29 protein-coding genes are annotated in these 23,430 nt (G+C 67.5%); 10 read left to right on the plus strand and 19 right to left on the minus strand.

Annotated elements, in window-relative coordinates; genetic code table 11:
• Positions 1 to 98 precede the first annotated feature (98 nt).
• Positions 99 to 1,868: a glutamate--tRNA ligase gene (locus tag WOA58_RS03490; protein WP_340602767.1), complete on the plus strand. Its 1,770-nt coding sequence runs from the start codon at positions 99 to 101 to the stop codon at positions 1,866 to 1,868.
• 16 nt (positions 1,869 to 1,884) lie between these two features.
• Here WOA58_RS03490 and WOA58_RS03495 read toward each other — a convergent pair whose 3' ends face one another.
• Both WOA58_RS03495 and tmcA read right to left on the minus strand, forming a co-directional pair.
• Positions 1,885 to 2,046 carry a hypothetical protein gene (locus WOA58_RS03495; RefSeq protein ID WP_340602768.1) on the minus strand — a complete coding sequence of 54 codons (162 nt, stop codon included), beginning with the start codon at positions 2,044 to 2,046 and terminating at the stop codon, positions 1,885 to 1,887.
• Entirely contained in the window at positions 2,039 to 4,273 is a 2,235-nt protein-coding gene (tmcA, locus tag WOA58_RS03500) for a tRNA(Met) cytidine acetyltransferase TmcA (protein WP_340602769.1), read from the minus strand. Before tmcA ends, WOA58_RS03495 begins: the two co-directional genes overlap by 8 nt.
• A gap of 276 nt (positions 4,274 to 4,549) precedes the next feature.
• Between tmcA and rpl7ae the strand changes: the two genes are divergently transcribed.
• From rpl7ae to ndk, 4 genes are read left to right on the plus strand one after another with little or no spacing between them, the layout of a single operon-like run.
• Positions 4,550 to 4,912, plus strand: a complete 363-nt coding sequence (gene rpl7ae / locus WOA58_RS03505; protein WP_122089975.1) for a 50S ribosomal protein L7Ae — start codon at positions 4,550 to 4,552, stop codon at positions 4,910 to 4,912.
• A gap of 8 nt (positions 4,913 to 4,920) precedes the next feature.
• A complete protein-coding gene (locus tag WOA58_RS03510; RefSeq protein WP_122089976.1) occupies positions 4,921 to 5,145 on the plus strand; it encodes a 30S ribosomal protein S28e in 225 nt (74 codons plus the stop codon).
• Positions 5,145 to 5,555, plus strand: coding sequence for a 50S ribosomal protein L24e (locus WOA58_RS03515; RefSeq protein WP_340602770.1), 411 nt, complete (start codon positions 5,145 to 5,147; stop codon positions 5,553 to 5,555). The genes WOA58_RS03510 and WOA58_RS03515 overlap by 1 nt, the downstream gene beginning before the upstream one ends.
• Positions 5,552 to 6,019, plus strand: a complete 468-nt coding sequence (gene ndk, locus WOA58_RS03520) for a nucleoside-diphosphate kinase (RefSeq protein ID WP_340602771.1) — start codon at positions 5,552 to 5,554, stop codon at positions 6,017 to 6,019. Before WOA58_RS03515 ends, ndk begins: the two co-directional genes overlap by 4 nt.
• Before the next feature lie 31 nt (positions 6,020 to 6,050).
• Here ndk and WOA58_RS03525 read toward each other — a convergent pair whose 3' ends face one another.
• From WOA58_RS03525 to WOA58_RS03550, 6 genes are all read right to left on the minus strand, one after another.
• Positions 6,051 to 6,890: an aldo/keto reductase gene (locus tag WOA58_RS03525; protein ID WP_340602772.1), complete on the minus strand. Its 840-nt coding sequence runs from the start codon at positions 6,888 to 6,890 to the stop codon at positions 6,051 to 6,053.
• Between the two features lie 103 nt (positions 6,891 to 6,993).
• Positions 6,994 to 7,470 carry a hypothetical protein gene (locus tag WOA58_RS03530; protein ID WP_340602773.1) on the minus strand — a complete coding sequence of 159 codons (477 nt, stop codon included), beginning with the start codon at positions 7,468 to 7,470 and terminating at the stop codon, positions 6,994 to 6,996.
• 56 nt (positions 7,471 to 7,526) lie between these two features.
• Positions 7,527 to 8,006 carry a hypothetical protein gene (locus tag WOA58_RS03535; RefSeq protein ID WP_340602774.1) on the minus strand — a complete coding sequence of 160 codons (480 nt, stop codon included), beginning with the start codon at positions 8,004 to 8,006 and terminating at the stop codon, positions 7,527 to 7,529.
• A gap of 52 nt (positions 8,007 to 8,058) precedes the next feature.
• The gene (locus WOA58_RS03540; protein ID WP_340602775.1) at positions 8,059 to 9,057 is read right to left on the minus strand and encodes a PfkB family carbohydrate kinase; all 999 of its coding nucleotides are present in this window, start codon (positions 9,055 to 9,057) and stop codon (positions 8,059 to 8,061) included.
• Positions 9,058 to 9,114: 57 nt separating this feature from the next.
• Positions 9,115 to 10,173, minus strand: coding sequence for a methionine synthase (locus tag WOA58_RS03545; RefSeq protein ID WP_340602776.1), 1,059 nt, complete (start codon positions 10,171 to 10,173; stop codon positions 9,115 to 9,117).
• Complete coding sequence (locus tag WOA58_RS03550) at positions 10,170 to 11,159, minus strand: 5-methyltetrahydropteroyltriglutamate--homocysteine methyltransferase (protein WP_340603118.1); 990 nt, start codon at positions 11,157 to 11,159, stop codon at positions 10,170 to 10,172. Before WOA58_RS03550 ends, WOA58_RS03545 begins: the two co-directional genes overlap by 4 nt.
• A 138-nt stretch (positions 11,160 to 11,297) precedes the next feature.
• Here WOA58_RS03550 and WOA58_RS03555 point away from each other — a divergent pair, with 138 nt between their 5' ends.
• Positions 11,298 to 12,677: a GntP family permease gene (locus tag WOA58_RS03555; protein WP_340602777.1), complete on the plus strand. Its 1,380-nt coding sequence runs from the start codon at positions 11,298 to 11,300 to the stop codon at positions 12,675 to 12,677.
• On the opposite strand, the gene WOA58_RS03560 is transcribed toward WOA58_RS03555, so the two are convergent.
• The 7 genes from WOA58_RS03560 to WOA58_RS03590 all read right to left on the minus strand — a co-directional run bounded on the left by WOA58_RS03560 (position 12,674) and on the right by WOA58_RS03590 (position 17,053).
• Positions 12,674 to 13,252 (minus strand): HemK2/MTQ2 family protein methyltransferase, encoded by a 579-nt coding sequence (locus tag WOA58_RS03560; protein ID WP_340602778.1) that lies wholly within the window; start codon positions 13,250 to 13,252, stop codon positions 12,674 to 12,676. The genes WOA58_RS03555 and WOA58_RS03560 overlap by 4 nt on opposite strands.
• Complete coding sequence (locus tag WOA58_RS03565; protein WP_340602779.1) at positions 13,249 to 14,382, minus strand: mechanosensitive ion channel family protein; 1,134 nt, start codon at positions 14,380 to 14,382, stop codon at positions 13,249 to 13,251. Before WOA58_RS03565 ends, WOA58_RS03560 begins: the two co-directional genes overlap by 4 nt.
• On the minus strand, positions 14,379 to 15,212 hold the full coding sequence (locus WOA58_RS03570; protein ID WP_340602780.1) for a 16S ribosomal RNA methyltransferase A: 834 nt from the start codon (positions 15,210 to 15,212) through the stop codon (positions 14,379 to 14,381). The genes WOA58_RS03565 and WOA58_RS03570 overlap by 4 nt, the downstream gene beginning before the upstream one ends.
• Before the next feature lie 38 nt (positions 15,213 to 15,250).
• Positions 15,251 to 15,817, minus strand: a complete 567-nt coding sequence (locus WOA58_RS03575) for a DUF655 domain-containing protein (RefSeq protein ID WP_340602781.1) — start codon at positions 15,815 to 15,817, stop codon at positions 15,251 to 15,253.
• A 40-nt stretch (positions 15,818 to 15,857) separates the two neighbouring features.
• Positions 15,858 to 16,214, minus strand: a complete 357-nt coding sequence (locus WOA58_RS03580) for an RNA polymerase Rpb4 family protein (protein ID WP_340602782.1) — start codon at positions 16,212 to 16,214, stop codon at positions 15,858 to 15,860.
• The gene (locus WOA58_RS03585) at positions 16,211 to 16,501 is read right to left on the minus strand and encodes a 50S ribosomal protein L21e (RefSeq protein ID WP_340602783.1); all 291 of its coding nucleotides are present in this window, start codon (positions 16,499 to 16,501) and stop codon (positions 16,211 to 16,213) included. The genes WOA58_RS03580 and WOA58_RS03585 overlap by 4 nt, the downstream gene beginning before the upstream one ends.
• 153 nt (positions 16,502 to 16,654) lie before the next feature.
• Entirely contained in the window at positions 16,655 to 17,053 is a 399-nt protein-coding gene (locus tag WOA58_RS03590) for a hypothetical protein (RefSeq protein ID WP_340602784.1), read from the minus strand.
• 83 nt (positions 17,054 to 17,136) lie between these two features.
• On the opposite strand from WOA58_RS03590, the gene WOA58_RS03595 reads away from it, so the two are divergent.
• From WOA58_RS03595 to WOA58_RS03610, 4 genes are all read left to right on the plus strand, one after another.
• Entirely contained in the window at positions 17,137 to 18,312 is a 1,176-nt protein-coding gene (locus tag WOA58_RS03595; protein WP_340602785.1) for a cystathionine gamma-synthase, read from the plus strand.
• Between the two features lie 129 nt (positions 18,313 to 18,441).
• A complete protein-coding gene (locus tag WOA58_RS03600) occupies positions 18,442 to 19,470 on the plus strand; it encodes a Bug family tripartite tricarboxylate transporter substrate binding protein (protein ID WP_340602786.1) in 1,029 nt (342 codons plus the stop codon).
• Between the two features lie 66 nt (positions 19,471 to 19,536).
• Positions 19,537 to 20,124 (plus strand): tripartite tricarboxylate transporter TctB family protein, encoded by a 588-nt coding sequence (locus tag WOA58_RS03605; RefSeq protein ID WP_340602787.1) that lies wholly within the window; start codon positions 19,537 to 19,539, stop codon positions 20,122 to 20,124.
• A complete protein-coding gene (locus WOA58_RS03610) occupies positions 20,121 to 21,638 on the plus strand; it encodes a tripartite tricarboxylate transporter permease (protein WP_340602788.1) in 1,518 nt (505 codons plus the stop codon). Before WOA58_RS03605 ends, WOA58_RS03610 begins: the two co-directional genes overlap by 4 nt.
• Positions 21,639 to 21,757: 119 nt before the next feature.
• Here the strand turns inward: WOA58_RS03610 and WOA58_RS03615 are convergent, their stop codons facing one another.
• The 4 genes from WOA58_RS03615 to WOA58_RS03630 all read right to left on the minus strand — a co-directional run bounded on the left by WOA58_RS03615 (position 21,758) and on the right by WOA58_RS03630 (position 23,328).
• Positions 21,758 to 22,285 (minus strand): LysE family translocator, encoded by a 528-nt coding sequence (locus WOA58_RS03615; protein ID WP_340602789.1) that lies wholly within the window; start codon positions 22,283 to 22,285, stop codon positions 21,758 to 21,760.
• A 358-nt stretch (positions 22,286 to 22,643) separates the two neighbouring features.
• Positions 22,644 to 22,910: an elongation factor 1-beta gene (locus tag WOA58_RS03620; RefSeq protein ID WP_340602791.1), complete on the minus strand. Its 267-nt coding sequence runs from the start codon at positions 22,908 to 22,910 to the stop codon at positions 22,644 to 22,646.
• 2 nt (positions 22,911 to 22,912) lie between these two features.
• Positions 22,913 to 23,092 carry an HVO_2753 family zinc finger protein gene (locus WOA58_RS03625; protein WP_340602792.1) on the minus strand — a complete coding sequence of 60 codons (180 nt, stop codon included), beginning with the start codon at positions 23,090 to 23,092 and terminating at the stop codon, positions 22,913 to 22,915.
• 77 nt (positions 23,093 to 23,169) lie between these two features.
• The gene (locus WOA58_RS03630; RefSeq protein ID WP_340602793.1) at positions 23,170 to 23,328 is read right to left on the minus strand and encodes a hypothetical protein; all 159 of its coding nucleotides are present in this window, start codon (positions 23,326 to 23,328) and stop codon (positions 23,170 to 23,172) included.
• Between the last annotated feature and the right edge of the window lie 102 nt (positions 23,329 to 23,430).

Here is a 23,430-nt window from a genome sequence, read left to right on the forward strand (position 1 = left end):
GTTCGCGGGCAGCCGGATCCAGACACCACTGGACCTCCGAGCGACCTACTCCACGCCCGATCAGTTTTCTTTTCACCCGTTCGCGCGAAGCGACGGTAATGGACCAGGAGCTCAGAGAGCGGATCGAGCGGGAGGCCGAGAAACACGCGCTGATGAACGCCGTCAAACACGGCGGCGAGGCAGACGTGGGCGCGATCATGGGGCCGCTGATGGGCGAGAACCCCGAGTTCCGACCCCACGGCGACGAGATCCCCGGCGTCGCTGGCGGGGTCATCGCCCGGGTCAACGACCTTACGCCCGAGGAACGTCGCGACCGACTGGCCGAGCTCGCCCCCGAACTGCTCGCGGAGCTGGAGGCAGACGACGAGGAGGACGACCGCGTCCTGCCGGACCTGCCGAACGCGGAGGAGTACGAGGAGATTCGGATGCGCTGTGCGCCCAACCCCAACGGTCCGTGGCATCTCGGCCACGGCCGGATGCCCGCCGTGATCGGGACCTACAAGGAGCTCTACGACGGCTGGTTCCTCGTCCGGTTCGACGACACGGACCCCGAGACCAAACGCCCCGACCTCGAGGCCTACGACGACATCCTCGAGGACATCGAGTACCTCGGGTTCGAGCCCGACGAGACCATGAAGGCCTCCGATCGGCTCGAGACCTACTACGAGCACGCCCGCGAGCTCATCGAGAAGGGGGGTGCCTACACCTGCTCGTGTCCCGGCGAGGAGTTCTCGGAGCTGAAGAACGACGGCCGGCCCTGTCCGCATCGCGACAAGGACGCCGGGACCACCCTCGAGGAGTTCGAGGCGATGATCGACGGGGAGTACGAGTCGGGCGAGATGGTGCTTCGCGTTCGGACCGACATCGAGCACAAGAACCCCGCGCTGCGCGACTGGGTGGCGTTCCGGCTCATCGACACGCCACACCCCCGCGAGGAGGCCGCGGAGTACCGCTGCTGGCCGATGCTCGACTTCCAGTCGGGCGTCGACGACCACCTCAAGGGGATCACCCACATCATCCGCGGGATCGACCTGCAGGACTCGGCGAAGCGCCAGCGGTTCGTCTACGAGTACTTCGGCTGGGAGTACCCCGAGGTCGTTCACTGGGGACACATCCAGACCGACGAGTACGACGTGGCGCTCTCGACCTCGACCATCGGCGAGCTGATCCGGAAGGGCGAGCTCGACGGCTGGGACGACCCCCGGGCGCCGACCCTCCAGAGCGTCCGCCGGCGGGGCATCGAGGGTGAGGCGGTCACCGAGGCAATGGTCGAGCTCGGCACCTCGACGAGCAACGTCGATCTGGCGATGAGCAGCGTCTACGCGAAGAACCGCGAGCGCGTCGACGACGGGGCGACCCGGCGCTTCCTCGTCCGCGACGGGGTCGAGTACCCCCTGACCGGCGACCATCCCGAAACGGCCGAGCCGCCGGTCCACCCCGACCACGAGGACCGGGGCACGCGCCACATCCCCGCCGGCGAGGCGGCCCTCATCGAGCCCGTCGACGTCCCCGACCACGGCGAGCGGGTCTGGCTGAAGGGGCTGGGCTGTTTCCGCCACGAACGCGACACCCTCGAGTACACGGGTGACGATATCGAGGCCGTCCGCGAGGGGGGCGTCGACGTGATACACTGGGTGCCCGCCGACGAGAGCGTCCCCGTCCGGCTCCGGACGATGGACGGCGACGTCGAGGGGCGCGCCGAGCCCGGGTTCGTCGAGTCCGAGGTCGACGAGGTCGTGCAGTTCGAGCGGATCGGGTTCGCCCGGGTGGACCGCGTGGCGGGACGCGCCGCGGCCGGGACGAGCGGGTCCGACCCGCGAGACGAGGGCGAGAAAAGCGAATCGGTGGCGTACTTCGCGCACCCCTGACCTGACTCAACCGCGATCACTCCCAGTCGGCGTCCCCGAGGGGTTCGGCGACGACGCCGTCCTGCCTGGCGAGCACCCGCGCGTGGGCTGTACAGACCAGCCGCTCGTCGGCCCAGGGAACGTGCAGCCGGACGGCGGCCGAGCGGTCGCAGCCGGCCTCGGAACAGGGTTCAGTCATCGGTGTAGCGGTCTCTCTCTTCGAGGGCCGCTTCATCCCCGTACTCGTCGACCAACGGCTTGAACGCCTCGCCGAGTTCGCGCATGCACATCCGCATCGAGACGAACTCCAGCTCGTCGGTGACGCGGTCCCAGGGACGGCCCTGCAGGGCTTTGCGCACGAGCAGGCGTTCCTGGCGGTCCGTGAGCTCGGCGACGGGGTCGAGCAAGTGAGCCAGTGCGAGCGCCCCGAACCCGTGAGGGGCGGCGTCGAACGCGCCCGACCCGTAGGCGGCGCTCGCGACGTGGCGCCAGGCGCGCTCGGAGAGCGCCGGGTTCCGCGGGGCGTCAGTCGACCGCAGCGCCGCCCGGACGACGTCGGGCTCGGCGTCCCGGAGCGGGTCGGCGAGCATCCCCCCAGCCCGCTCGGCGAACCAGTCGGCGTGGGCGTCGTGGAGCCCGCGGCCCGCCTCGCTTGTCGGCGCGAGCATGATGGCGGAGTACTCGCCGCTCGCGTCGTTGCGCGTCGTCGAGAGGTGGACCGTCGAGAAGTCGTTCTCCGACCAGAAGGAGATGAGCTCGGGGGTCGCGCCGTAGCCGACGCCGAGCCAGTCCGCTCGCGAGGAGAGCTCCCCGTGGATCTCCGAGAGCAGCCGCGACCCCAATCCGCGCGAACGGGCCGCGTGGTGGGTCGCGATCCGCATGACCCGCCATCCGACCGTCTCTCCCGCGCTCTCGTCGCGTAGCTGGCTCGTCAGGAGATCGGGGATCATGTTTCCTCGAACTCGGCCGCCGTCGTAGAGCTCCCGCCGCGTGTCGGGACCGAGGCCGCCCTCGCGGGCAAGCAGCGCGACGCTCGCGACGTGGCCATCGTGGATCAGCGCGCGGACCGCGAGGTTCGGCGCGTCGAGCAGGCGCGCGAGGTCGTCGGGCTCGGTCCGGTAGTGGGCCGCGACGAGCAGGCCGAACGTCTCCCGGAGCAGCCGCTCGTCGCCCGCGAGGTCGCCCTTCGAGAGGGCGCGATATTCGACCGTTTCGGGGCTCGCATCCGCGACCAGCGGCTCGACGGGCGGGCGCGCGTCGAGCAGCAGGGCGCGAAACGCCCAGATCTCGAGCGGGTCGCCCGCGGCATAGCGGATGGGGTCGGCCATCGACACCGAATGGGTCTCGTGGTCACCCTCCTCCAGTCGATCGCGAAAGCGAACCGAGAAGCCCCGGCCGGCCCCCTCGTAGCCGTGGATCGTCGTGACGAACGCGACCCGATCGACCGCGAGGAATCCCTCGAGCACTCGTACCGGCAGCGCCGCCGCCTCGTCGACGATCAGGACGTCGGGCTCCTCGCCCGCCGCGGCCGCGGGCGGCGCGAACCGGACCCGGCCCCCGGTGGCGGTCTCCAGGGGGCGCTCCCCGTCCGGGTCCGCGAGCCCCTCGCCATCGAGGAGTTCGCGTGCGCGCGCGAATACTTCCATGACGTTCCGGGCGTCGGGGGCGGTCACGAGCACGTCGTGGCCCTCGGCGGCCAGCGCGCCCGCGGCGAGCCCCGCGGCGCTCGACTTTCCCCGTCCCCGGTCGGCCTCGACCACGACCGCCCGCCGGCCCTCCCGGAGCGATTCGAGCGTGCGAAGGGCCTCGGCCTGGTCGCCGGTCAGACAGGCCTCGTAGGCCCGCCGGGAAAAGGCGTGTTCGTCGGGGATCTCGGTTCGGTTCCCGCTCGAACCGATCCGCGGGGCCGGGTGGGTCAGCCCGTCGCGTTCGATCCCCCCCGAGTCGACGTCGACGATCCCGATCCCCGGATGGGCGTACAGGAGGTCGATCAGCCGGCCGCGAAAGCGCCCGGACACCTCCCTGACCCCGAACGGTGGGACCGCGAGCGAACCGTCGAAGCCGTCGCGTCGGTCGGGCCACCCCTCGAGGTCGGGCGCGAGCAGGACCAGCAGGCCGCCACCGTCGACGACGCCGCTCAACTGCCCGAGGGCGTTGGGGAGTAGCGCGTCGTGGGCGTCGTAGACGACGATCTCGCGAGTGGTGCCCAGCAGCTCGGCGGTTCGCTTGGGGTCGACCCGTTCGCAGGGGAGGGCGTCCCGATCGCTCACGAGGACGGTGTCGGTCACGCCCACGGATAGGGCCTCGAGGACCGTCCGCAGCGTGGAGAAACACCGTTCGCGGTCGCCGGCGAGCACGAGCAGTCGGCGCTCGTTCGTTTCGCGGGCCTCCGCGAGGAGGCGGGCGGCGACCGAAGCGGGGTCCATGCCCCGGCTTGGAGGGGCCGGCGTATGGCCGTTTCCCATCCGTCGGCCATCGCCTCGTTCACTTCGATTGTTCGTCGCCGTCCGTCTTTCTTTCACCGGGAAATCTCTCGCGTCTATTTCCGTGCGCCGGGATCACACGCCCTCTATCGTTTGAACACGCTTTTATGGGGTGGTGCGCTATTCGAGTCTACAGCCTGCGCGGGGTCATGACGCTCCTAGCCGTTTAGGATCTATACAGGCAGGGGAGCGAGAGCCCGCGTGCAGGAGGAGATCACAATGCCAGTATACGTCAACTTCGACGTCCCGGCCGACCTTCAGGAGGACGCCCTCGAGGCCCTCGAGGTCGCCCGAGACACAGGTTCGGTGAAGAAAGGTACCAACGAAACGACCAAAGCCATCGAGCGCGGCAACGCCTCGCTCGTCGTCATCGCCGAGGACGTCCAGCCCGAGGAGATCGTGCTGCACCTCCCCGAGCTCGCCGACGAGAAGGGCATCCCGTTCGTCTTCGTCGAGACCCAGGACGACGTCGGCCACGCGGCCGGCCTCGAGGTCGGGAGCGCCGCCGCCGCCATCACGGACGCCGGCGACGCCGAGGACGACGTCGAGGACATCGGTGGGAAGGTCGAGGAGCTCCGCTGAGATAACCAATGAGCGCAGAAGAATCCGCCAACGACTCCACGTCCGCCGAGGTCATCGAGGTCGTCGGCAAGACGGGGATGCACGGCGAGGCCATGCAGGTCAAGTGCCGCATCCAGGAGGGCGAGAACCAGGGACGCATCATCACGCGAAACGTCCTGGGCCCGGTCCGCGAGGGCGACGTGCTGCAGCTCCGCGAGACCGCCCGGGAGGCCGACTCCATCGGAGGACAGTAATGGTCGAGACACGCACCTGCGACTACAGCGGCGAGGAGATCGAACCCGGTACGGGCATCATGTTCGTCCGGACCGACGGCACCGTGCTCAACTTCGTCGACTCGAAAGCGGAGAAGAACTACTTCCTCGGGCGCGAGGCCCGGGATCTGGAGTGGACCGCCGCCGGCCGCGCCGAGAAGGAGGGGCGCGCCCAGGCCCAGGAGAAGCGCGACGCACACGCCGAGTCCACCGCCGCGGACGCCGGCGACGTCGGCACCGAGGCCGCCGGGACCGAGGAAGAAGCGACGATCGAGACCGACGAGGAGGCCGCAGAGGAGGCCACCGCCGACGACGGCGACGTCGAGAGCGACGACGGCGCCGAGCAGGCCGAAACCGTCGAGGACGAGGACAGCGAGGAGACCGAAGAATGAGCGAGGACCACGAGCGCACCTTCGTGATGGTCAAGCCCGACGGCGTGCAGCGTGGCTTGATCGGCGAGATCGTCTCGCGCTTCGAGGAGCGCGGGCTGAAGCTCGTCGGCGGGAAGTTCATGCGTATCGACGAGGAGCTCGCCCACGAACACTACGGCGAGCACGAGGACAAGCCCTTCTTCGAGGGGCTCGTCGACTTCATCACCGCCGGCCCGGTCTTCGCGATGGTCTGGGAGGGCCAGGACGCCACGCGGCAGGTCCGGCGGATGATGGGCGAGACCGACCCCGCAGACTCGGCGCCCGGCACGATCCGTGGCGACTTCGGGCTCGATCTGGGTCGTAACGTCATCCACGGCTCGGACCACGAGGACGAGGGCGCCAACGAGCGCGAGATCGAGCTGTTCTTCGACGACGACGAGCTGCTGGACTACGAGCGGGTCGACGAGACCTGGCTCTACGAGTAGTCCGATCGCTGCGGCGACCGTTTTTACCGTTTTACTGCGAGATACCGTACACGTCGCGACTCCAATCGCGGGCCCCGGTGTCGTAACAGGGCTGGTCGCGGTCGATCCCGTCGAGGCGACGGTGATCCTCCTCGTCAAGCTCCCAGTCGAACACCCCGACGTTGTCGCGGACGTGTTCAGGCGAGGAGGACTTGGGCAGGACGACGACGTCCTTCTCGACCGCCCACCGGAGGGCGACCTGTGCGGCGGATCTGTCGTATTTCTCGGCGAGCTCCCCGATCGTCTCGTCGTCGAAGACCCCCGTCCGGGCGAGCGGTGCCGCGGCCTCGATGGTTGTCCCGGTCTCCCGACAGTACTCGACGAGATCGGGGCGCTGGAACCAGGGGTGGAACTCGATCTGGTTGACGGCGATCGGGACGTCCGAGACGTGGTGGGCGGCGCTGAGCTGGTAGGCGCTGAAGTTCGAGACGCCGACGTTTCGGACCAGCCCGCGTTCGTGGAGCCGTGCCATCCCGTTCAGCGTCTCGCGCAGCGAGATCGCGGGGTTGGGCCAGTGGATCAGGTACAGGTCGAGGTAGTCGGTCCCCAGCCGGTCCAACGAGGCCTCACACGCCTCGATGACCGATTCGTAGGCGAGGTTCGACGGGAGCACCTTCGAGGTGAGAAAGACGTCCTCGCGGTCGTGTTCGGCCAGCACGGAGCCGATCTCGGATTCGTTCATGTAGCCCTCGGCGGTGTCGATATGCGTATAGCCGGCATCGAGCGCCGCACGCACGGACTCCTCGACGGTCTCGCCCTCGATGTCCCAGGTTCCGAGGCCGATTCCGGGGATCGAGTCGCCGCTCGGCAGCGTCTGCGTTGGTACGGTCATCGACTCGAATAGACGCACAGACCTACTTAACTGTCAGGGGGCCCCGAACCGAGGCCTCCGGGCGCGATCCGAGGGTCGACCGTCCCGGCTGAAAAGCGAGGTTTCAGAAGTGTTCGCGCCAGCGCTCGGTGCCCGAGAGCAGGTCCTTGATCGCGGTACACTGGGCCTCCGCCTCCTGTTCGCCGAGCTCGTCCTCGCGATCGGAGACGCAGGCGCTCCAGGAGCCCCCGAGGTCCGACCAGTACTCGAGGGCCTCCCGGCGATCCATCCCCTCCGGCAGGCGATCGCCGCTGTCGACCTCCTCGTCGACGACGTCCGTCACCCGCTCGTCCTTCGGCTCGGGGAGGTCCGTCTCGCCGAAGGTCGTGGGCTCGAGCGCCCCTTCCCTGTACGTCGCCGAGCCCCCCTCCTCGAGGGCGACCACGAAGGCGGGTCGCTCGGGGCTGGCCTCGACGTCGGCGTGGTCGTGGCCCTCTTGGGGAAACGAGAAACCCTCGGCTCGCGTCGCGAGGACGACCCCACGGCCGTCCGGCGTCGCGACGACGTCGCCCGACTCGTACGGCGTCGCTGCTCGTGACATGGGCGAGACTGACTCACGGATCGATGCTATCGGCTATGCCTTCGATCGCAACCCTTCTAAAACCGGTTGCGCCACCGCTCGGTCCGTAGCACCTCGTCCTTCATCGCCGAGCAGTGCTGTTTCGCTCGGTCCTCGCCGAACTCCTCTTCCATGTCGTCGACGCACTCCTCCCAGGAGCCGCCGATCCCCTCCCAGTACTCGAGGACGCTCTCGCGGTCCCAGCCCTCGGGCAGCGAGTCCAGCCCGTTTACCTCCTCGTCGATGGTGTCGGCCAGGCGCTCGCCTTCGACCTCCGGGACGTCGCTTTCCTCGTCGTCCAGACTGCTCGCCTCGAGCGCGGAGGCGCGATAGGGAGCCGAGCCGACCGACTCGAGGCCGACGACGTAGGCCGGTTGGTCGTCCGTGGCCGTCACCTGCTCGTACTCGTCCTCGCCACCTTCTCGAGGGAAGTAGAACGTCTCCGTGAGGACCGCCGCGACGACCCCACGGCCGTCGGGCGTCGCAACGACGTCGCCTTCCTCGTAGCGCGTTCCCATGTCCGGGCGTTTTTCGGTGGGCGACGTAGCCGTTTCGCCTGGAAGCGCAAGCTCAGAGCCACTCGATGAGCGCCTCCCGGTCGGCGGTCTCGGCGTTCTCGACGTAGTAGGCGCCACAGACGTTTCCGAGCGCGAGTGCGAGCTCCCAGTCCCACTCGTGAGCGAGCGCGTGGGCGAGGCCGGCGGTGAACCGGTCGCCCGCCCCCGTCTCCCGGGCCGGCTCGTCGACCGAGCGGTTCGGCACCTCGATGACGCCCTCCGCGGTAGCGGCGAGCGCCTCGTCGGCCGTGTGGAGCACGACCCCCGTGACCCCGAGCTCCTCGCGCAGGGCGACGACCCCCTCGCGGCCGTCGCCGCCCGCTCCGAGGACGGCCGTCGCGGTCCGGAGCTCCGAGCCGTTGACGCTCAGGACGACGTCGTAGATCCCCTCGAGCGCCGAGAGCGCGTCGAACAGCTCGCGGATCTCCCCGCCGGATCGGACCGAGATCGGGCCGGGGTCGAACACGAGGACCCCGCCGTCGATCGCTGAATCGGCGAGCTCCCGGAACGCCCCGGTCAACCCCGGGGCGGAGGGCCAGTTGCCACAGCAGACCGCGTCTGCCTCGAACGCCCCCTCGAAGTCGTCCGCGACGGTCCGGAGATCGTCGAACACCCAGTCGCCCAGCTCCTCGGAACGTTCGGCGAACAGCACGTCCTCGTCCATCGGGTAGACCTCCACCCGTGAGGGATCGCCCATCGAGGTCGTCTCGAACCCCCAGTCCGCGAGAACGGGGTCGTCGAGGTGGCCGAACAGGCTCGTCCGGTCGCCGAGCGCGTCAGATTGGATCGCCATGTTGACCGCCTGCCCGCCGGGCTCGGTCGACTCGCGGGTGACGGGGAACGCCGGCGGGTCCTCGACGAGCCGCTCTGCGAACGTCCCGCGGTCCTCGATGGGCTCGCCGTGGGCGTCGTAGGCACTGTAGTAGACGTCGACGCTCCCATCGGGGAACGCCGTGATCGTCCGTTCCCCGGCGTCGTTCGCGAGCGCCTCGGCCAGCTCGTCGTAGCTCATACGGTTCGAAACGGGCTCGCGGGTAAAAGGGACGCAGGTCGCGGTCGGCGGATCAGGTCAGTCCGCGCTCGCGGGCGTGCGCGAGACCTCGATCTCGCCGCGGTCGATCTCGGCTTCGATCTCGCGGGCGGCCTGCACCATGTTCGCCATCTTGCCGTAGGCGACGTCGCGGGGAAGCAGCTTCAGCCCGCAGTCGGGCGAGATCGTCAGCCGATCGGCAGGAACGACCTCGAGGCCTTTCTTGATGTTCTCCTTGATCTCCGCCACCGACTCGACCTCCGCGACGTGGACGTCCGTGACGCCCAGCGCGAGATTGCCCGTGAACTCGTGGTCGGTGAAGACGTCGAGCTGCTCGTAGTCGCCGTTCGCGAGCTCGAGGTCGTACTCGTCGACCGGGTAGTCGAGGATCTCGGGGTAGATCCGCGAGTAGTCGCCGTAGCAGACGTGCAGGCCGAGGTAGACGTCCTCGTGGATGTCCTCGGCGATGCGTTCGAGCGCCTCGCCGACGATCGCGTGGTCATCGGGCGTCGTGGCCAGGGCGGGCTCGTCGATCTGGATGTAGCGCGCACCGGCGTCGACCAGCTTCTCGATCTCCTCGTTGACCAGATCGGCCAGATCGTAGACGAGCTCCTCCTCGGTCTCGTAGGCCTCGTTGAACGACCAGTTCGCGAGCGTGTAGGGGCCCGTGATCGGGACCTTCACCGGACGATCGGTCAGTTCGGCGGCGAACTCGTACTCGTCGACCAGCCAGCTCTCGTCGTAGGCGACCTCGCGGGTGACCGAGGGCTTGTCGAAGTAGTTGTGCCCCCAGACCTTCACGGGGCCGTTGAACTCGTAGCCCTCGATCCGGTGGGCGAAGAACTCGACCATCTCGTTTCGTCGAACTTCGCCGTCGACCAGCACGTCGAGGCCCGCCCGCTCGTGTTCGTCGGTGATGACGCGGGCGGCGTCGTCGGTCGCCTCGTCCCAGTTCTCGTCGTCGAAGTCGCTCTCCTCGTCCTCCCAGAGGTCCCGGACCCGGTGGAGCCACTTGGGCTTGGGGTAGCTCCCCACCACGGTCGTCATGATGAACGTCTCGTTCGCGTGGTCCGGCCGGCGGAACTGATCTCGTTTCATGCCGTCACCTCCGTGCGCGCGGCGACCTCGCCCAGCGCCGCGAGCTTCTCCTTATATTTGTTCTCGGGCAGGTAGAACAGCTCGGTGTTGGTCGTCACGTAGGTTGTGTCGAACTCCTGGGCGGGCAGGCGCTCGCCGATCCAGTCGATCCGTTCCGCGATCGTCTCGGGGCTCTCGACGCGCGTGTTCTGGCCGTCGAGCAGGCCCAGCGCGACCGAGTCCTTGGTGCCGTACTCCTGGATGTTGTAGAGGTTGTCGTCGACGTCGCTGACGAAGTCGTAGCCGATGGCGTCGACGTCGGCGTCGAGCAGGTGGGCGTGGACCTTCTCCTCCAGTGCCCCCCAGTAGGTGTGGACGACGACCTCGGCGTCGGTCGCCGCGGCCACGCGGTCGATCGCCTCGCTTGCCCGCTCGTCCTCGCCGTCTCCGGGCGCGTTCTCGACAAGAGAGGGCTCGAGGAGAAAGAGCGTCTCGTGGGCCGGGAACGCCTCGACCTCGCCGGCGAGGAACTCCGCGACCGCGTCGAGGAAGTCGTCCTCCCGGTAGTGTTCGTTGCTCGCGAGGTCCGCGAGCGAGTACGGGCCGGGAAGCACGGCCTGCAGCGAGTCGGTGAACTCGCTTGCGGCCTCCAGTTCGCGCGCGACGTCGCCGCTCTCGGTCAGTTCGCCCGTGACGACGGGGTCGCGATAGAAGTTGTTGTTGTCGTAGTAGCGGACGATCCCGCGGGTCTCGACGTTATCGTGGACCGCCAGCGGATGGGCAAGCATGTCGTCCCAGCGTGCCTGGCCCTCGGTAACCAGATCGAGACCGGCCTCGGTCTGGTCGACCAACAGCTCCTCGCGGACGTCGCCGTACGCGTCGGCGATCTCCCCGCCCTCGTCGCCGCCGATCAAGTCGTGCTTCTGGTGGCCTTTCAGCCCCGAGAGGGCCTCCTTCGCCCAATCGGGCAGCGGATACAGCCCCGGTGTCGTCGTGACTACGGTCATCTGCATACCGCTTCGAGATACGACTGTTTAATATTTCCCATCCTGTTTGATGCTCTGTAGTTATACCCGGACCGAAAGGGACCCGGTCCGATACTAACATCATAATTTATTTACCGTCGTAGTCGGGCCGTCGAACACATGTTAGAGAACCCCGTGTTGGTGTTCGGCATCGGCCTGGTGGCCGTCGTCCTGCTGCTCGTTTGGCTCAAGGTACCCGCCTTTCTCGGACTGGTCGTCGCGACGTTGATCGTCGGCGCCGCGACCGCACAGATCCCGTTCGGGGAGGTTCCGGAGGCGACGGCGGAAGCGTTCGGCGAGACGATGGTCGGCGTCGGGATCCCGATCCTGATGGCGGCGGTGATCGGCAAGACGATGATGGAAAGCGGCGCCGCTGAACGGGTCGTGCGGGGGTTCCAGTCGCTGACCGGCGAGGAACGCTCGTATCTCGCGTTGTGGGGCTCTTCGAGCGCGCTCTCGATCCCCGTCTTCTTCGACAACGTCTTCTTCCTGATGGCACCGTTGGCCCGGTCGATGCGCGCACGGACCGGTCGGGACTACGCGCTGTTCATCACCGTCGTCGGCGCCGGCGCGGCGACGACCCACGTGTTCGTGCCGCCGACGCCGGGGCCGCTCGCGGTCGCGCTCGAGCTCGGCGTCGACCTCGGGATCGTCATGCTGATCGGCTTTCTCGTGGCGGTGCCGACCGCGGTGGTCGCGGGCGTCCTCTACGGCCACTGGATCAACGAGCGAATCGACGACATCCCGCTTCGCGAATCGATGGGTTCGTCCGCCGAGAAGATGCAGGAGATGGCGGAGCGTCCGACCGAGAAGCTTCCGGGAATGGTCGAGGCGACACTCCCGATCACGCTCGCGATCGTGCTCATCGCGTCGAACACGACGGTCGACTATCTCGTCGACCTCGAACTCGTCGCCGAGAACTCGCCGCTCGTCGCGATCACGAGCTTCCTCGGCAACGCGAACTTCGCGCTGACGGCGGCGGCGTTCGCGGCGGCGCTCACCTTCTATCGGATCCGCGCGCTCGATCGCGATACGTGGGCGGACGAGTTGGTCGAGTCGCTCAAGAGCGGCGGGCACATCGCGGCGATCACCGCAGCGGGTGGTGCCTTCGGTGCGACGCTCGCGGAGGCCGGTATCGGCGACTACATCGCGACCCTCTTCGCGGACATCGGGATCCCGCTGCTGATCGCCGGCTTCGTCATCGCGGCGACGATCCGCATCGCCCAGGGCTCGGCGACGGTCGCGATGCTCACCACCGCGGGAATCATGGCGCCGCTGGTTCCCGACCTGACCGTCCACCCGGTCTACCTCGCGCTGATCATCGGCGCGGGTGGGAACATCTGCTCGTGGTTCAACGACAGCGGCTTCTGGGTCATCAAGGAGATCGGCGGGCTCACCCAGATCGAGACGCTTCAGATCTGGACCGTGCTGACGACGATCATCTCGATCACGGGCTTCATCATCATCATGGTGCTCTCGACGCTGTTCCCGATGGCCTAACGGCGTAGCTTCACCACCGACAGCGTCTCGAAGGGAAACGACTCCTCGTTTACGACGTTCGCCTCGAACCCGCGTTTTTCGGCGTACTCGAGGACGTCCTCGAACCCCGTGAGGCTGCTCACGAGCAACAGCACGATCCCGTCGGGCGCGAGCACTCTCCCTACCGAGTCGAGGAACGGATCGATCACCTCGCGGCCCGACTCGCCGCCCGAGAGCGCGACCTCCATCCAGTCGTTCCACTCGTTCTCGGGGTCGGTCGGCAGGTACGGCGGGTTGAACAGGACGGCGTCGAAGGCGTCCGCACGGAAGGGCGCGAGCAGGTCGGCCCGAACGGCTTCCAGTCCTCGATCCTGCGCCCGCCGGCAGGCGTGGGGGTTAAGGTCGGAGGCGATCACGCGCACGTCGCCCGCGTCGGCGACCGCCCCGCCGACGTGGCCCGAGCCGGTGCCACAGTCGAGGACGGTCCAGCCGGGCTCGATCGCCTCGGCGGCGGCCTCCGCGAGCAGCTGTGAGTCCTCGGCGGCGCCGTAGACCTCGGTCTCGACCCCGCGGCGCTCGGCGAGGTCGCGGGTCATTCCTCACCCCCGTCGGCCTGTGGGGTCGCGTCCGGCGCCTCTGGCGGTTCCCCGAGCCCCTCGAACGCCCCCTCGCGGTCCGAGAGCTCGCGCTGGGGGTACGGGATGGTGATCCCCTCGCGGCGGAACGCCTCGGTGATCGACTTGATCACCGCCTGCTTCGCGCGCCAGCGCCGGCGGGCGCTCGGCTTGTCGATCCAGAAGCGGACGTCGAACTCGATCGCCGAGTCGCCGAATCCCGTGACCACGACCTGCGGCGTCGGCACGCGCATCAGCCGGTCGATGTCCGAGATCGCCTCGCGGATGACCGCCTCCGCCCGGTCGAGATCGGTGTCGTAGTCGACGCCCACCGAGACCTGCAGGCGGAGTCGCCCCTTCCGGGAGTGGTTGATGATCGTCCGGCTGCCCACCTCGTCGTTGGGGAGGATCGCGTACTCGCCGTCCGCGGTCTGGATGCGGGTACTGACGATCGTGATGTCGCTGACGATCCCCTCGTTGTCGCCGATCTGTACCCAGTCGCCGATCTCGAAGGGCCGCGAGAACATGAGGACGAACCCCGCGAAGATCGACGCGAGCGTCTGCTGGGCCGCGAGTCCGAGGACTGCTCCGAGGACGCCGGCACCGATCAGCAGCCCGCTCAGGTCGACGTTCCAGATCCCGAGGACGACGAGGAGCGCGAGCAGGTAGGTCCCGACCTGCGTAATGCGGTAGGTCACCTCGATCTGGTGCTCGCTGACCGCGTCGTGGCCGCCGAGGAGCTCGCCGATCACCCCTTTGAGAAAGCGCACGAAGACGAACGTCCCGACCAGCAGCCCGATCGTCAACAGGACGGTCCCGAGCGTGTCGACGCCGACGTTGGCCCGCGCGAGCGCGAACGCGACGGTGGTCCCCTGTCCCCAGACCCCGATGACGACGGCGGTCGCGCCGACGGCGGAACCCACGAGCGCGATCGAGCCCGCCAGGTCGAGGACCGCCGATCGGAGACCCTCGCCGGTCTCGCTGCGGAGGCGGGCGACGCTCCAGGCCATCAACGAGACGATCGCGAGCGCCAGCAGCGTGATCGCGAGCCGTTCGGGGACCGTCGCGTACTGCTCGCCGAGGGCGTCCAGCCCGACGAGCGCCTCGTTCACCCGGGCTCACCCCGCTCCATCGCCAGTTCGCAGAGCGCGGCGAACTCCGCCGGAGCGAGGGTCCCCGCCCGCCGACTCATCAGCTCCTCGTCGGCCGCCTCGACGACCGCCTCGGGGTCTTCGAGCCCGGAGATGTGGCCCGTGTTGCGGACCGCGTTCCTGAGGGTCTTCCTACGCTGAGTGAACAGCGCCTTGACGAACCGCAGGAAGAAGGCCTCGTCGCTGACGGTGTACTCGGGGTCGCGGGGTCGGGCGCGCACGACCGCGCTCTCGACGGCCGGCGGCGGGGAGAACGCCTCCTTGGGGACCGTCTCGACGATCTCGGGGTCGGCGTAGTGCTGGGTCGAGACCGATAGCCGACCGTACTCCGGCGTGTCCGGCTCCGCGACCATCCGCTCGGCGAACTCCCTCTGGAACATCAACACGAGCGGGCGCTTCTCGGGGAACAGCCGGAACGCGATCCCGCTGGAGACGCCGTACGGCAGGTTCGAGACGCAGGCGGTGAACGCCGGCAGGTCGAGTTCGAGGGCGTCGCCCTCGAGGACCTCCAGCCGGCCCGCGTCGATCTCCTCGTCGAACTCCCGGCGGAGGAAGGAAACCAGATCCGGGTCGCGCTCGATCGCGGTGACGTGGTCGGCCGTTCGACAGAGTCGATCGGTGAGCGCGCCGGTGCCGGCGCCGACCTCGAGGACGTCCTCGAGGTCGGCGTCGACCTCGCTCGCGTAGCCGGGGAGACGATCGAGCACGCGGTCGTCGATCAGGAAGTGCTGGTCGACGTCCGGGTCGCCCCGAACGCCGGCACGGGCGAGCAGCCCGTCGGGATCCCTCATTCCGCGGGGGTAGACGGGCGCCTGCTGTAAACCCCTCGCTATTCCTCGCGGACGAACAGCCGGTATTTGAGCTCGTCCTCGCGCAGCTCCTCGAGGATCCGGTCGGCGAGCACGCCCTTCGGGTCGTGCAGCCCCGTCACCCGGTCGTCGAGCTCCTCGAAGCTCTCGAAGGGCTTTCGCTTTCGCTCGTCGAGGATGGAGTTCCTGAGCTTCTTGCCGATTCCCGGCAGCAGGTTGAGCTGGTGGAGCCGCAGCGTGATCGGCTGGGCGTCGTTGTAGAAGGAGACGAACCGGTCCTCCTCCTCCTCGATGAGGTCCTCGATGACGTACTCGATCTCCGAGCGGGCGCCGCTCGAGAGGTCGCCGTACTCGACGTCGCGGACCCGCTCGACGCCCTCGGGCGGCTCCGAGAGGTCGAGCCAGTCGCCGATCTTGACGTCGGCGTCGTCGTCGAGCGTCAGCTCGTGGAGGGAGAACTGGTCGCTGTCGAGGGCGAACGCGAGCGGCGGCTTCTGGTAGCTCGGCCGGTCGTCGTCGGCCCGGCCATGCGGGAGGTAATCGAGGACGATCGCGTCCTCTTCGGGGGGAGCGTCGCTCTCGCTCATGGCGGACGTACGCGAAGGCCCCACTTAAAGAGTCGGCCGATCAGGCGTACTGCGAGACGACGTTCAGGACCTCGTCGAGTTCGTCGCCCGAGAGCGAGTAGCGCTCCTGGGCGTACACCGAGCGCAGTTCGTCGCGGTCCCGGGGGAGGAGGTCGGCGATCTTGTAGGCGGTCGCCTCGTCGACCTTCTCGAGCTCGCGGAGGTCCGAGACGAGCGCGTTGGCGTCCTCCGGCGGAAGGACCGCGAAGCGGTTGACGTGCTCGATCGCGCGCGCGAGTTCGTAGCGCATCTCGCGTTCGGGGTCGGCGGCGCGCTCGGCCTCGACGTCCGAGAGCAGCGCCTTGGCCTCCGAGACCGTGAGATACTCCTCGCCGAGCACCTGCTTGAAGATCGTCATTCCTGAGCGCGCAGGTGGGCGGGCTTCGCGATGATCGTCTTTTCCTTGCCGCCGTCGGTGATCTCGACCGTGTAGGCGGTCCCCTGTTCGCCCGAGATCACGCCGGTGTGGCCGTTGAACCGGGGGTGGAACCGACCGTCGGGGACGCTGGCGTCGATCTTGAGGTGGACGCGCTGGCCCTCCTCGTACTCGGCGACGGCGCGCTGTGGCGGGGAGGTCCCACGCTCACGCGGGTGGTTCGAGAGCTTCTTACGTGTGCCGTTGAGGGGTCCGTTTGAACTCGGCATAGTCGTACCGACGAATTACCCCGTGACGGTTATAAATCCCACCTTTTAGCACGCGCCCTTTGCTGTGCTCACTCGCTTCGTTCGCTAGCAGAACCTGCACCGAAACGATCCTCGCTCCCTACGGTCGCTCGCGGAGACTGCACTAATACCCGGTCAGCTCCGTCGCCGCAGGAACCCCCGGTAGTTCAATCGGGGCTCGGGGATCGGGCGGACGATCCCGAACCACACACGATAAAGAAGCGTGCCGAGCACGCTCCCGAACCCGAACGACCACTCGAACTCGGGATCGAGTTTGCGAACGAGGAGGTTCCAGCCGATCGCGAACAGGAGCTGTCGCGTACGGCTCCGACGAATCCCCCCGATGTCGTGGTCGTCGGTGTATGAGAGTACGACTGCCGATATCGCCCCTGAGATGGTCTGTCGAAGCGAAAACGCCTCCGGCCCTGGGATTTCGTCGTACTGACGCTGTAACCGTCGGCCGGAGAGGACTGCGATCAGACCGAACAGCGCCATGCCGACCTCGAACACGAGGACCTTCGTTTCCGTTCGCATACACTGTGTTGTTTCTGTACTACTCATAGGAGTTTCGGCCAGCTGACGACAAGAGTAATCGGCCCCGCCGTTCGAGGGGGAGTATGGGCGACTCCAACGAACCTACCGCGAAGCGAATCGAGACCCGGGCGATCCACGCCGGACAGGACCCTGATGAAGAAACCGGCGCGCTGATGACGCCGATCCACGCCAACTCCACGTACGTCCAGGACGGGCCCGGCGACCACCGGGGCTACGAGTACTCCCGCACCGGGAATCCCACCCGCACCGACCTGGAGGCGAACCTCGCCTCGCTCGAGGGCGGGGAGTTCGGCCGCGCCTTCTCCTCGGGGATGGGCGCGATCAACACCGTGATGAACCTGCTCGAGTCTGGCGATCACGTCGTCACCGGCGAGGACGTCTACGGCGGCACCCACCGCATCTTCACGCAGGTCTACGAGGAGTACGACGTCGAGTTCACGTTCGTCGACATGACCGACCTCTCGGAGATCGAGGCCGCGTTCCGGGAGAACACCGAACTGCTCTGGCTCGAGACGCCGACCAACCCCCTGATGAGCGTCGTCGACATCGCGGGCGCAAGCGAGATCGCGGCGGCGAACGACGCGCTGTGTGCGATCGACAACACCTTCGCCACGCCGTATCTCCAGCGCCCGCTCGAGCTCGGTGCGGACATCGTCTGTCACTCGCTGACGAAGTATCTCGGCGGGCACTCGGACGTGGTCGCCGGCGCGCTCGTCACCGACGACGCGGAGCTCGACGAACGGATCGGCTTCTATCAGAACTCCGTGGGCGCGACGCCCGGCCCCTTCGACTGCTTTCTGGTGCTCCGGGGCACGAAGACCCTCCCCGTGAGGATGGATCGTCACTGCGAGAACGCCCGGCAGATCGCAACGTGGCTCGACGACCAGGATGCCATCGACCGGGTGTTCTACCCCGGGCTCGAATCGCACCCGGGCCACGAGGTCGCCGCCGAACAGATGGACGACTTCGGCGGGATGCTCAGCTTCGAGCTCGACGGCTCGCTCGAACAGGCGAGCACCCTGGTGACCGAGACGGAGGTCTTCACGCTCGCGGAGAGCCTCGGTGGCGTCGAGAGTTTGATCGAACAGCCCGCGCCGATGACCCACGCCGCGATCCCGAAGGAGGAACGGATCGCAGCCGGGTTGACCGACAGTCTGATCCGGGTGAGCGTCGGCCTCGAGAGCGTCGAGGACCAGATCGCGGATCTTGAACAGGCGATCGAGGCGGCTCGGAAGTAAACGAACGGGTGGATATCGACGCTCGATATTTTTAATCGCTATATTATTCGGAGAATTCAAGTTCGGATGGCGGCCCCGTGCGAAAAATACACAATCCTTAAGTATGGATGTCGACGTCTATCGAACATAATGCAACGTCGAACATTTCTCCGAGGGACGGGGGCCGTCTCTACGGGGGCATTGGTGGGGTTAGCGGGCTGTGCCGGCGACAACGGCAACGGAGATGACGACTTCCCGAGTGAATCGCTCACTTGGATGATCCCTTGGTCGGAGGGCGGCGGAACCGACACCTACGCCCGCCAGCTCGCGCCGCTCATGGAGGAGCCCCTCGGGGAGTCGATCGAGATCGACAACCGGCCCGGCGCCGGCAGCCTCGTGGGTAGCGAATGGCTCTACGAGCAGGAGAACGACGGACACACGTTCGGGACGGTCAACACGCCCGGCTGGGAGTTCACCTGGCGCGTCGAGGAAGTCGAGGCCTGGGAGCCCGCCGACTTCGAACCGATCAGCTACTCGGGGGTGTTCGGGTATACGATCATCGTCAACGACAACCACGACATCAACGACTTCGCGGAGCTACAGGACGCCTACGCGGATGGTGAAATCGACAACTTCGCCTACCAGGGCGTCGGCAGCGACAGTCACATGATCTCGCTGCTGCTGCGCGACGAGTACGACCTCGAGTGGGGCAACATCGTGCCCTACGACGGCGGCGGCCCCGTCAACGAGGCGGTCATCTCCGACGAGGTCCCCGCGGGGATCGCGACCAACACCTCGGCGGGCGATGCCGTCGAGTCGGGCAACGTCAGCGCGATCGTCAACCTGATGGACATCGACCTCCCCACCTTCCCCGACATCGACGAGATCACGAACTACGGGGACAGCCTGGCGTACATCACCGAGTTCCGCCAGACCCAGGTCGCCCCGCCGGACACCGATGAGGACGTCCGCCAGGAGATCGCCGACGCGGTCGAGGAGGCCGCCTCCAGCGACGAGGCGCAGGAATGGGCCGAGGAGACGGGCAACGTCCTCGAGTTCGGCGGCATCGAGGACGCTCAAGAGGCCCTCGAGGGCACCGTCGAGGAGCTCGAGGAGAACGTCGACTTCGAGGAGTTCCGCCAGCAGGTCGAGGAGACCGACGAGGAAGAGCAGGGTTGATCGGGCCGGAGCGATCCGACTCGCGCCGAACACGCATCCAGGACGGATACCCTATGATCTCATAAGATGGGACTGGCGACCAAGCTGCTCGGCGAGCGACCGACGATGGAGCACGTCCTGCTCGTGCTGTTTCTCGGCGTCGGGGTCTACATGTACGTCGGGGCGAGCGAGTTCGCCTCGGACGCCGCGACGTTCCCGCGACTGCTCGCCGGGGCGACGGTCGTGTTCTCGGTGCTGCTCCTCGCCCGAAACTACCTGCCCGGTCCGATCCGGTCGTTCGTCGCCGAGCCGATGCAGGTTCTCGGCGAGGACGAGATGGACGCGACAGAGGGGGCGGACGGCGAGGGCTCGGAACCGGCCGAATCGGCCGAAACGGGTGCGAGCGGCGGCTACACCTACGACATCGACGACCCACGGGGACCTGCGGTCACCGGCGCGCTCTGTGTACTCTACATGGGGTTGACCTTCGTCGTCGGGATGCTGTACGCGACGCCGATCTTCGTCGCCGCCTACGCGATCTGGGCGCGAATGGAGCTCCCGAGGGCCGGCGCGCTCACCGTTCTGAGCTTCGCCACCGCCTACGCGTTCTACGCGCTCATCTCGGGTGACATCGCGATCGGCTGGTACACCGGCTGGAGGCTACCGGTCCCATGAGCGTCGAGACCCTGCTGGGCGCGATCGACGTCCTCCTGACCGCGGAGACGCTGTTCTGGATCGTCACCGGGATCCTCGTGGGGATCCTCGTCGGCGCGCTTCCGGGGCTCGGACCGCCGCTTGGGATGGCGATCATCCTCCCGCTGACGCTCCCGATGACCCCCGAGAACGCGATCATCCTGCTGATCGGCGTCTATAGCGGGTCGATGTACGGCGGATCAATCGCCGCCGTCCTCATCAACACGCCGGGGGTATCGTCCTCCGCGGCGACGATGTTCGACGGCTACCCGATGTCCAAACAGGGGAAGGCAGCGACGGCGTTGTCGATCTCCGCGACCGCCTCCGCGGTCGCCGGCTTCTTCACCATCACGGCGCTGATCCTCTTCTCGCCGGTCCTCATCGAGATGGTGCTCCGGGTGGGGACGCCCGAACGGTTCCTCGTCGCAATCCTCGGGCTCGCGATGATCACCGTCGTCACCCGCGGCTCGATCGCGAAGGGGCTGCTCGCGGGCGCGGCCGGGCTTCTCGTCACGACAGTCGGCGCGGCCCCGATGACGCTCGACCGGCGCTACGCCGAGAGCCTGCTTCTGTACGACGGTATCGACTTCGTGGCCGTGCTGATCGGGCTCTTCGCGATCGCGGAGATGATGAAGCTCGCCGGCCAGGAGGGCGGCATCGCGGAGGGCGCAGTCGAGATCGGCGGCAACGTCAGGGAAGGGGCAATCGAGACGCTCAGACACCCGGTCATGCTGATCAAGTCCGGCCTGATCGGAATGGGCGTCGGCGCGATCCCCGGTGCGGGCGCGACGGTGTCTAACTTCGTCGCCTACTCCGAGGCCGTACGGTCCTCGGACGACCCCGACTCCTTTGGCTCGGGCAACCCGTTGGGGGTGATGGCCAGCGAGGCCTCGAACAACGGAACGGTGGCAGGATCGCTCGTGCCCGCGATCTCCTTCGGGATCCCCGGCAGTTCCTCGACGGCGGTGTTGATCGGCGGGCTGCTCATGCACGGACTACGGCCCGGCCCGAGCATGTTCGAGGCCGACGGCGAGCTCATGCTCACCTACACGATGCTGCTCGCGTTGCTCGTGGGCAACGTGATCATCCTCGCGTTCGGGCTCACGATGGTCACCCGGCTGGGCTACCTCACGAAGATCGACACGAACTACATCATCCCGATGGTCGTCGTGCTCTCCTTTCTGGGGACCTACGCCCTGCGGGTCAACCCCATCGACATCGTGACGATCATCGTCTTCGGCGTGATCGGCTTCTACATGGTGCGGTACAACTACTCGGTGATCGCGTTCGTCCTCGGGGTCGTTCTGGGGGACATCGCCGAGGAGAACCTCTATCGCTCCCTGCAGCTCTCGGACGGCGACTGGGCGATCTTCGTCAACCCCTTCGAGTACGGCCGGTGGCTCTCGCCGATCCTCGTGGCCGTGATCTGTGCGATCCTCTTCGGACCGTTCCTGAAGGGCTGGGTCGACGACCGGCGAAGCTCGACCGGCGAGTGATCCCGTTCCTGGTACTCAGACCGGCGCCCGCTCGCTCAACAGCAACTGGAGCCCGAAGCCGACGAGCACCGACCCCGAGACCCACCTGACCGCGTCCGCGACCGCCGGCCGGCGTTCGATCAGGCGTCGGCCCCGCCCGCGAGGACCGCGACGAGCGCGAGGTAGCCGATCGTCAGCAGGGAGTAGAGCGCGCCGAGCAGCCCCATCTGGAGCGAGGCGGCCGTCCCCGTCTCGACGAACTGGGGGAGGAACGCGAGGAAGAACAGCGCGACCTGCGGGTTGAGCACGTTGACGGTGAGCCCGCCGGTGAACGTCCCCGCGGCCGTGTACTCGGTCGTCGTCGATCCGAGCTCGAACGCCTCGCGCCGCCTGAGTGTCCGGACGCCGAGGTAGATCAGATACAGCGCGCCCGCGTACTTCAGCAGGGCGAACGCCAGCGCGGAGGTCCGAAGCAGGACCGAGAGGCCGAGGACGGCCGCGGCCGTGTGGACGAGGATGCCGGTGCTCGTCCCCAGGGCGGCGGCCAGACCCGTGGCGTGGCCGGCGGCGACGCTCCGCGTGAGGACGTAGATCGAGTCGGGCCCCGGCGAGACGACGAGCGCGAGCGAGGCGGCGAGGAAGACGGCGAGAACGGAGGAGTCGAGCATGGCGTGTGCGCGTCCTGATCTCTGCGACGCCATCGGCATAAACGGTGGCGTCAGCGACCGGCTGTGGACGGCGAAACTGACGATGGCCTCGCTCAGCGGGCGCCGATCCGGCGCCCGCTGAGCGAACGGGGAAAGGCTGGTTTCCCTAAGCGAGCGGTTGCGATCGCAACCGCTCGCAAACGGTCCTGGTGGTCTCGAAAATCGCTGCGCGATTTTCTGGACCCAGAAAGGCCGCAAAGCGGCCTTTCTTAGGAAATGAAAAGGGCGAGCAGGGCGAGATTGCTTCGCAATCTCGCTTGCGAACGGGACGCGAAGCGTCCCGTGAGGAACGCACGCCAGTGCGTTCCGAGGGCTTTCGTTAGATGCGACCGACGTTCTGGACTTCGACGCTCTCGACGCCCTCGACCTCCGAGAAGCGCTCCTCGACGGCCTCCGTCCCGCCTGCATCGTCGGGGACGATCACGGTCGGGAGCAGCGCCACGAGGCCGAAGGCGACGTCGTCGCGCTCGAACCCGTTGATCTTCGCGCCCTCGGGCAGCGAGCCTTCCAGTCGGTCCTGGAGCTCGTCGAGGTCGATCTCCGGGTCCTGGGGCATGACCTTGAGCTTGGCGGCGACCTTTCCCATCGTTATGGTCCGGTGAAGCCGCAGTCGGGACACTCGTAGAGGTTGCTCTGCTTGCGACATTTCGCACAGCGGTAGATCTGGGTTCCACACTCGGGACACGCGAACCGGGCGGCATTGGTTCCCGAGATGTTGATCCCGCACGAGACGCATTTCCGCGCTCGCTTCTGTTGGGACTGACTCATGGACCCCACTTTCGTCGCGTCGCTTTTAACCGTTGTCGTTCGGCGTCGACGCCGACCGAAACCGGACGCCGGCCCGGCTACAGGGGGAGCAGGAGGGCGTACAGCAGCGCCATCACGGTCAGTGCGAGCACGACGTGTGCGAGGACCAGCAGCGGACCGGTGATCCCGAGGACGATACGTTCGATCCGGTCGATCTCGCGCCCGAACAGCCGCCGTTCCGCTTGTGCGATAGCCATCGTGGTCACCTTCCAGTTAGGCATAGGCCATGCTACCGGAACAACCCCTCCGGCGATTCTCAGGCGCTGGGAACACGGAGCTGATCGTAGGAGATCCGGCCA

Origin of the sequence: Halalkalicoccus tibetensis, from assembly GCF_037996645.1 — an archaeon.
GTDB classification, from domain to species: Archaea; Halobacteriota; Halobacteria; order Halobacteriales; family Halalkalicoccaceae; genus Halalkalicoccus; species Halalkalicoccus tibetensis.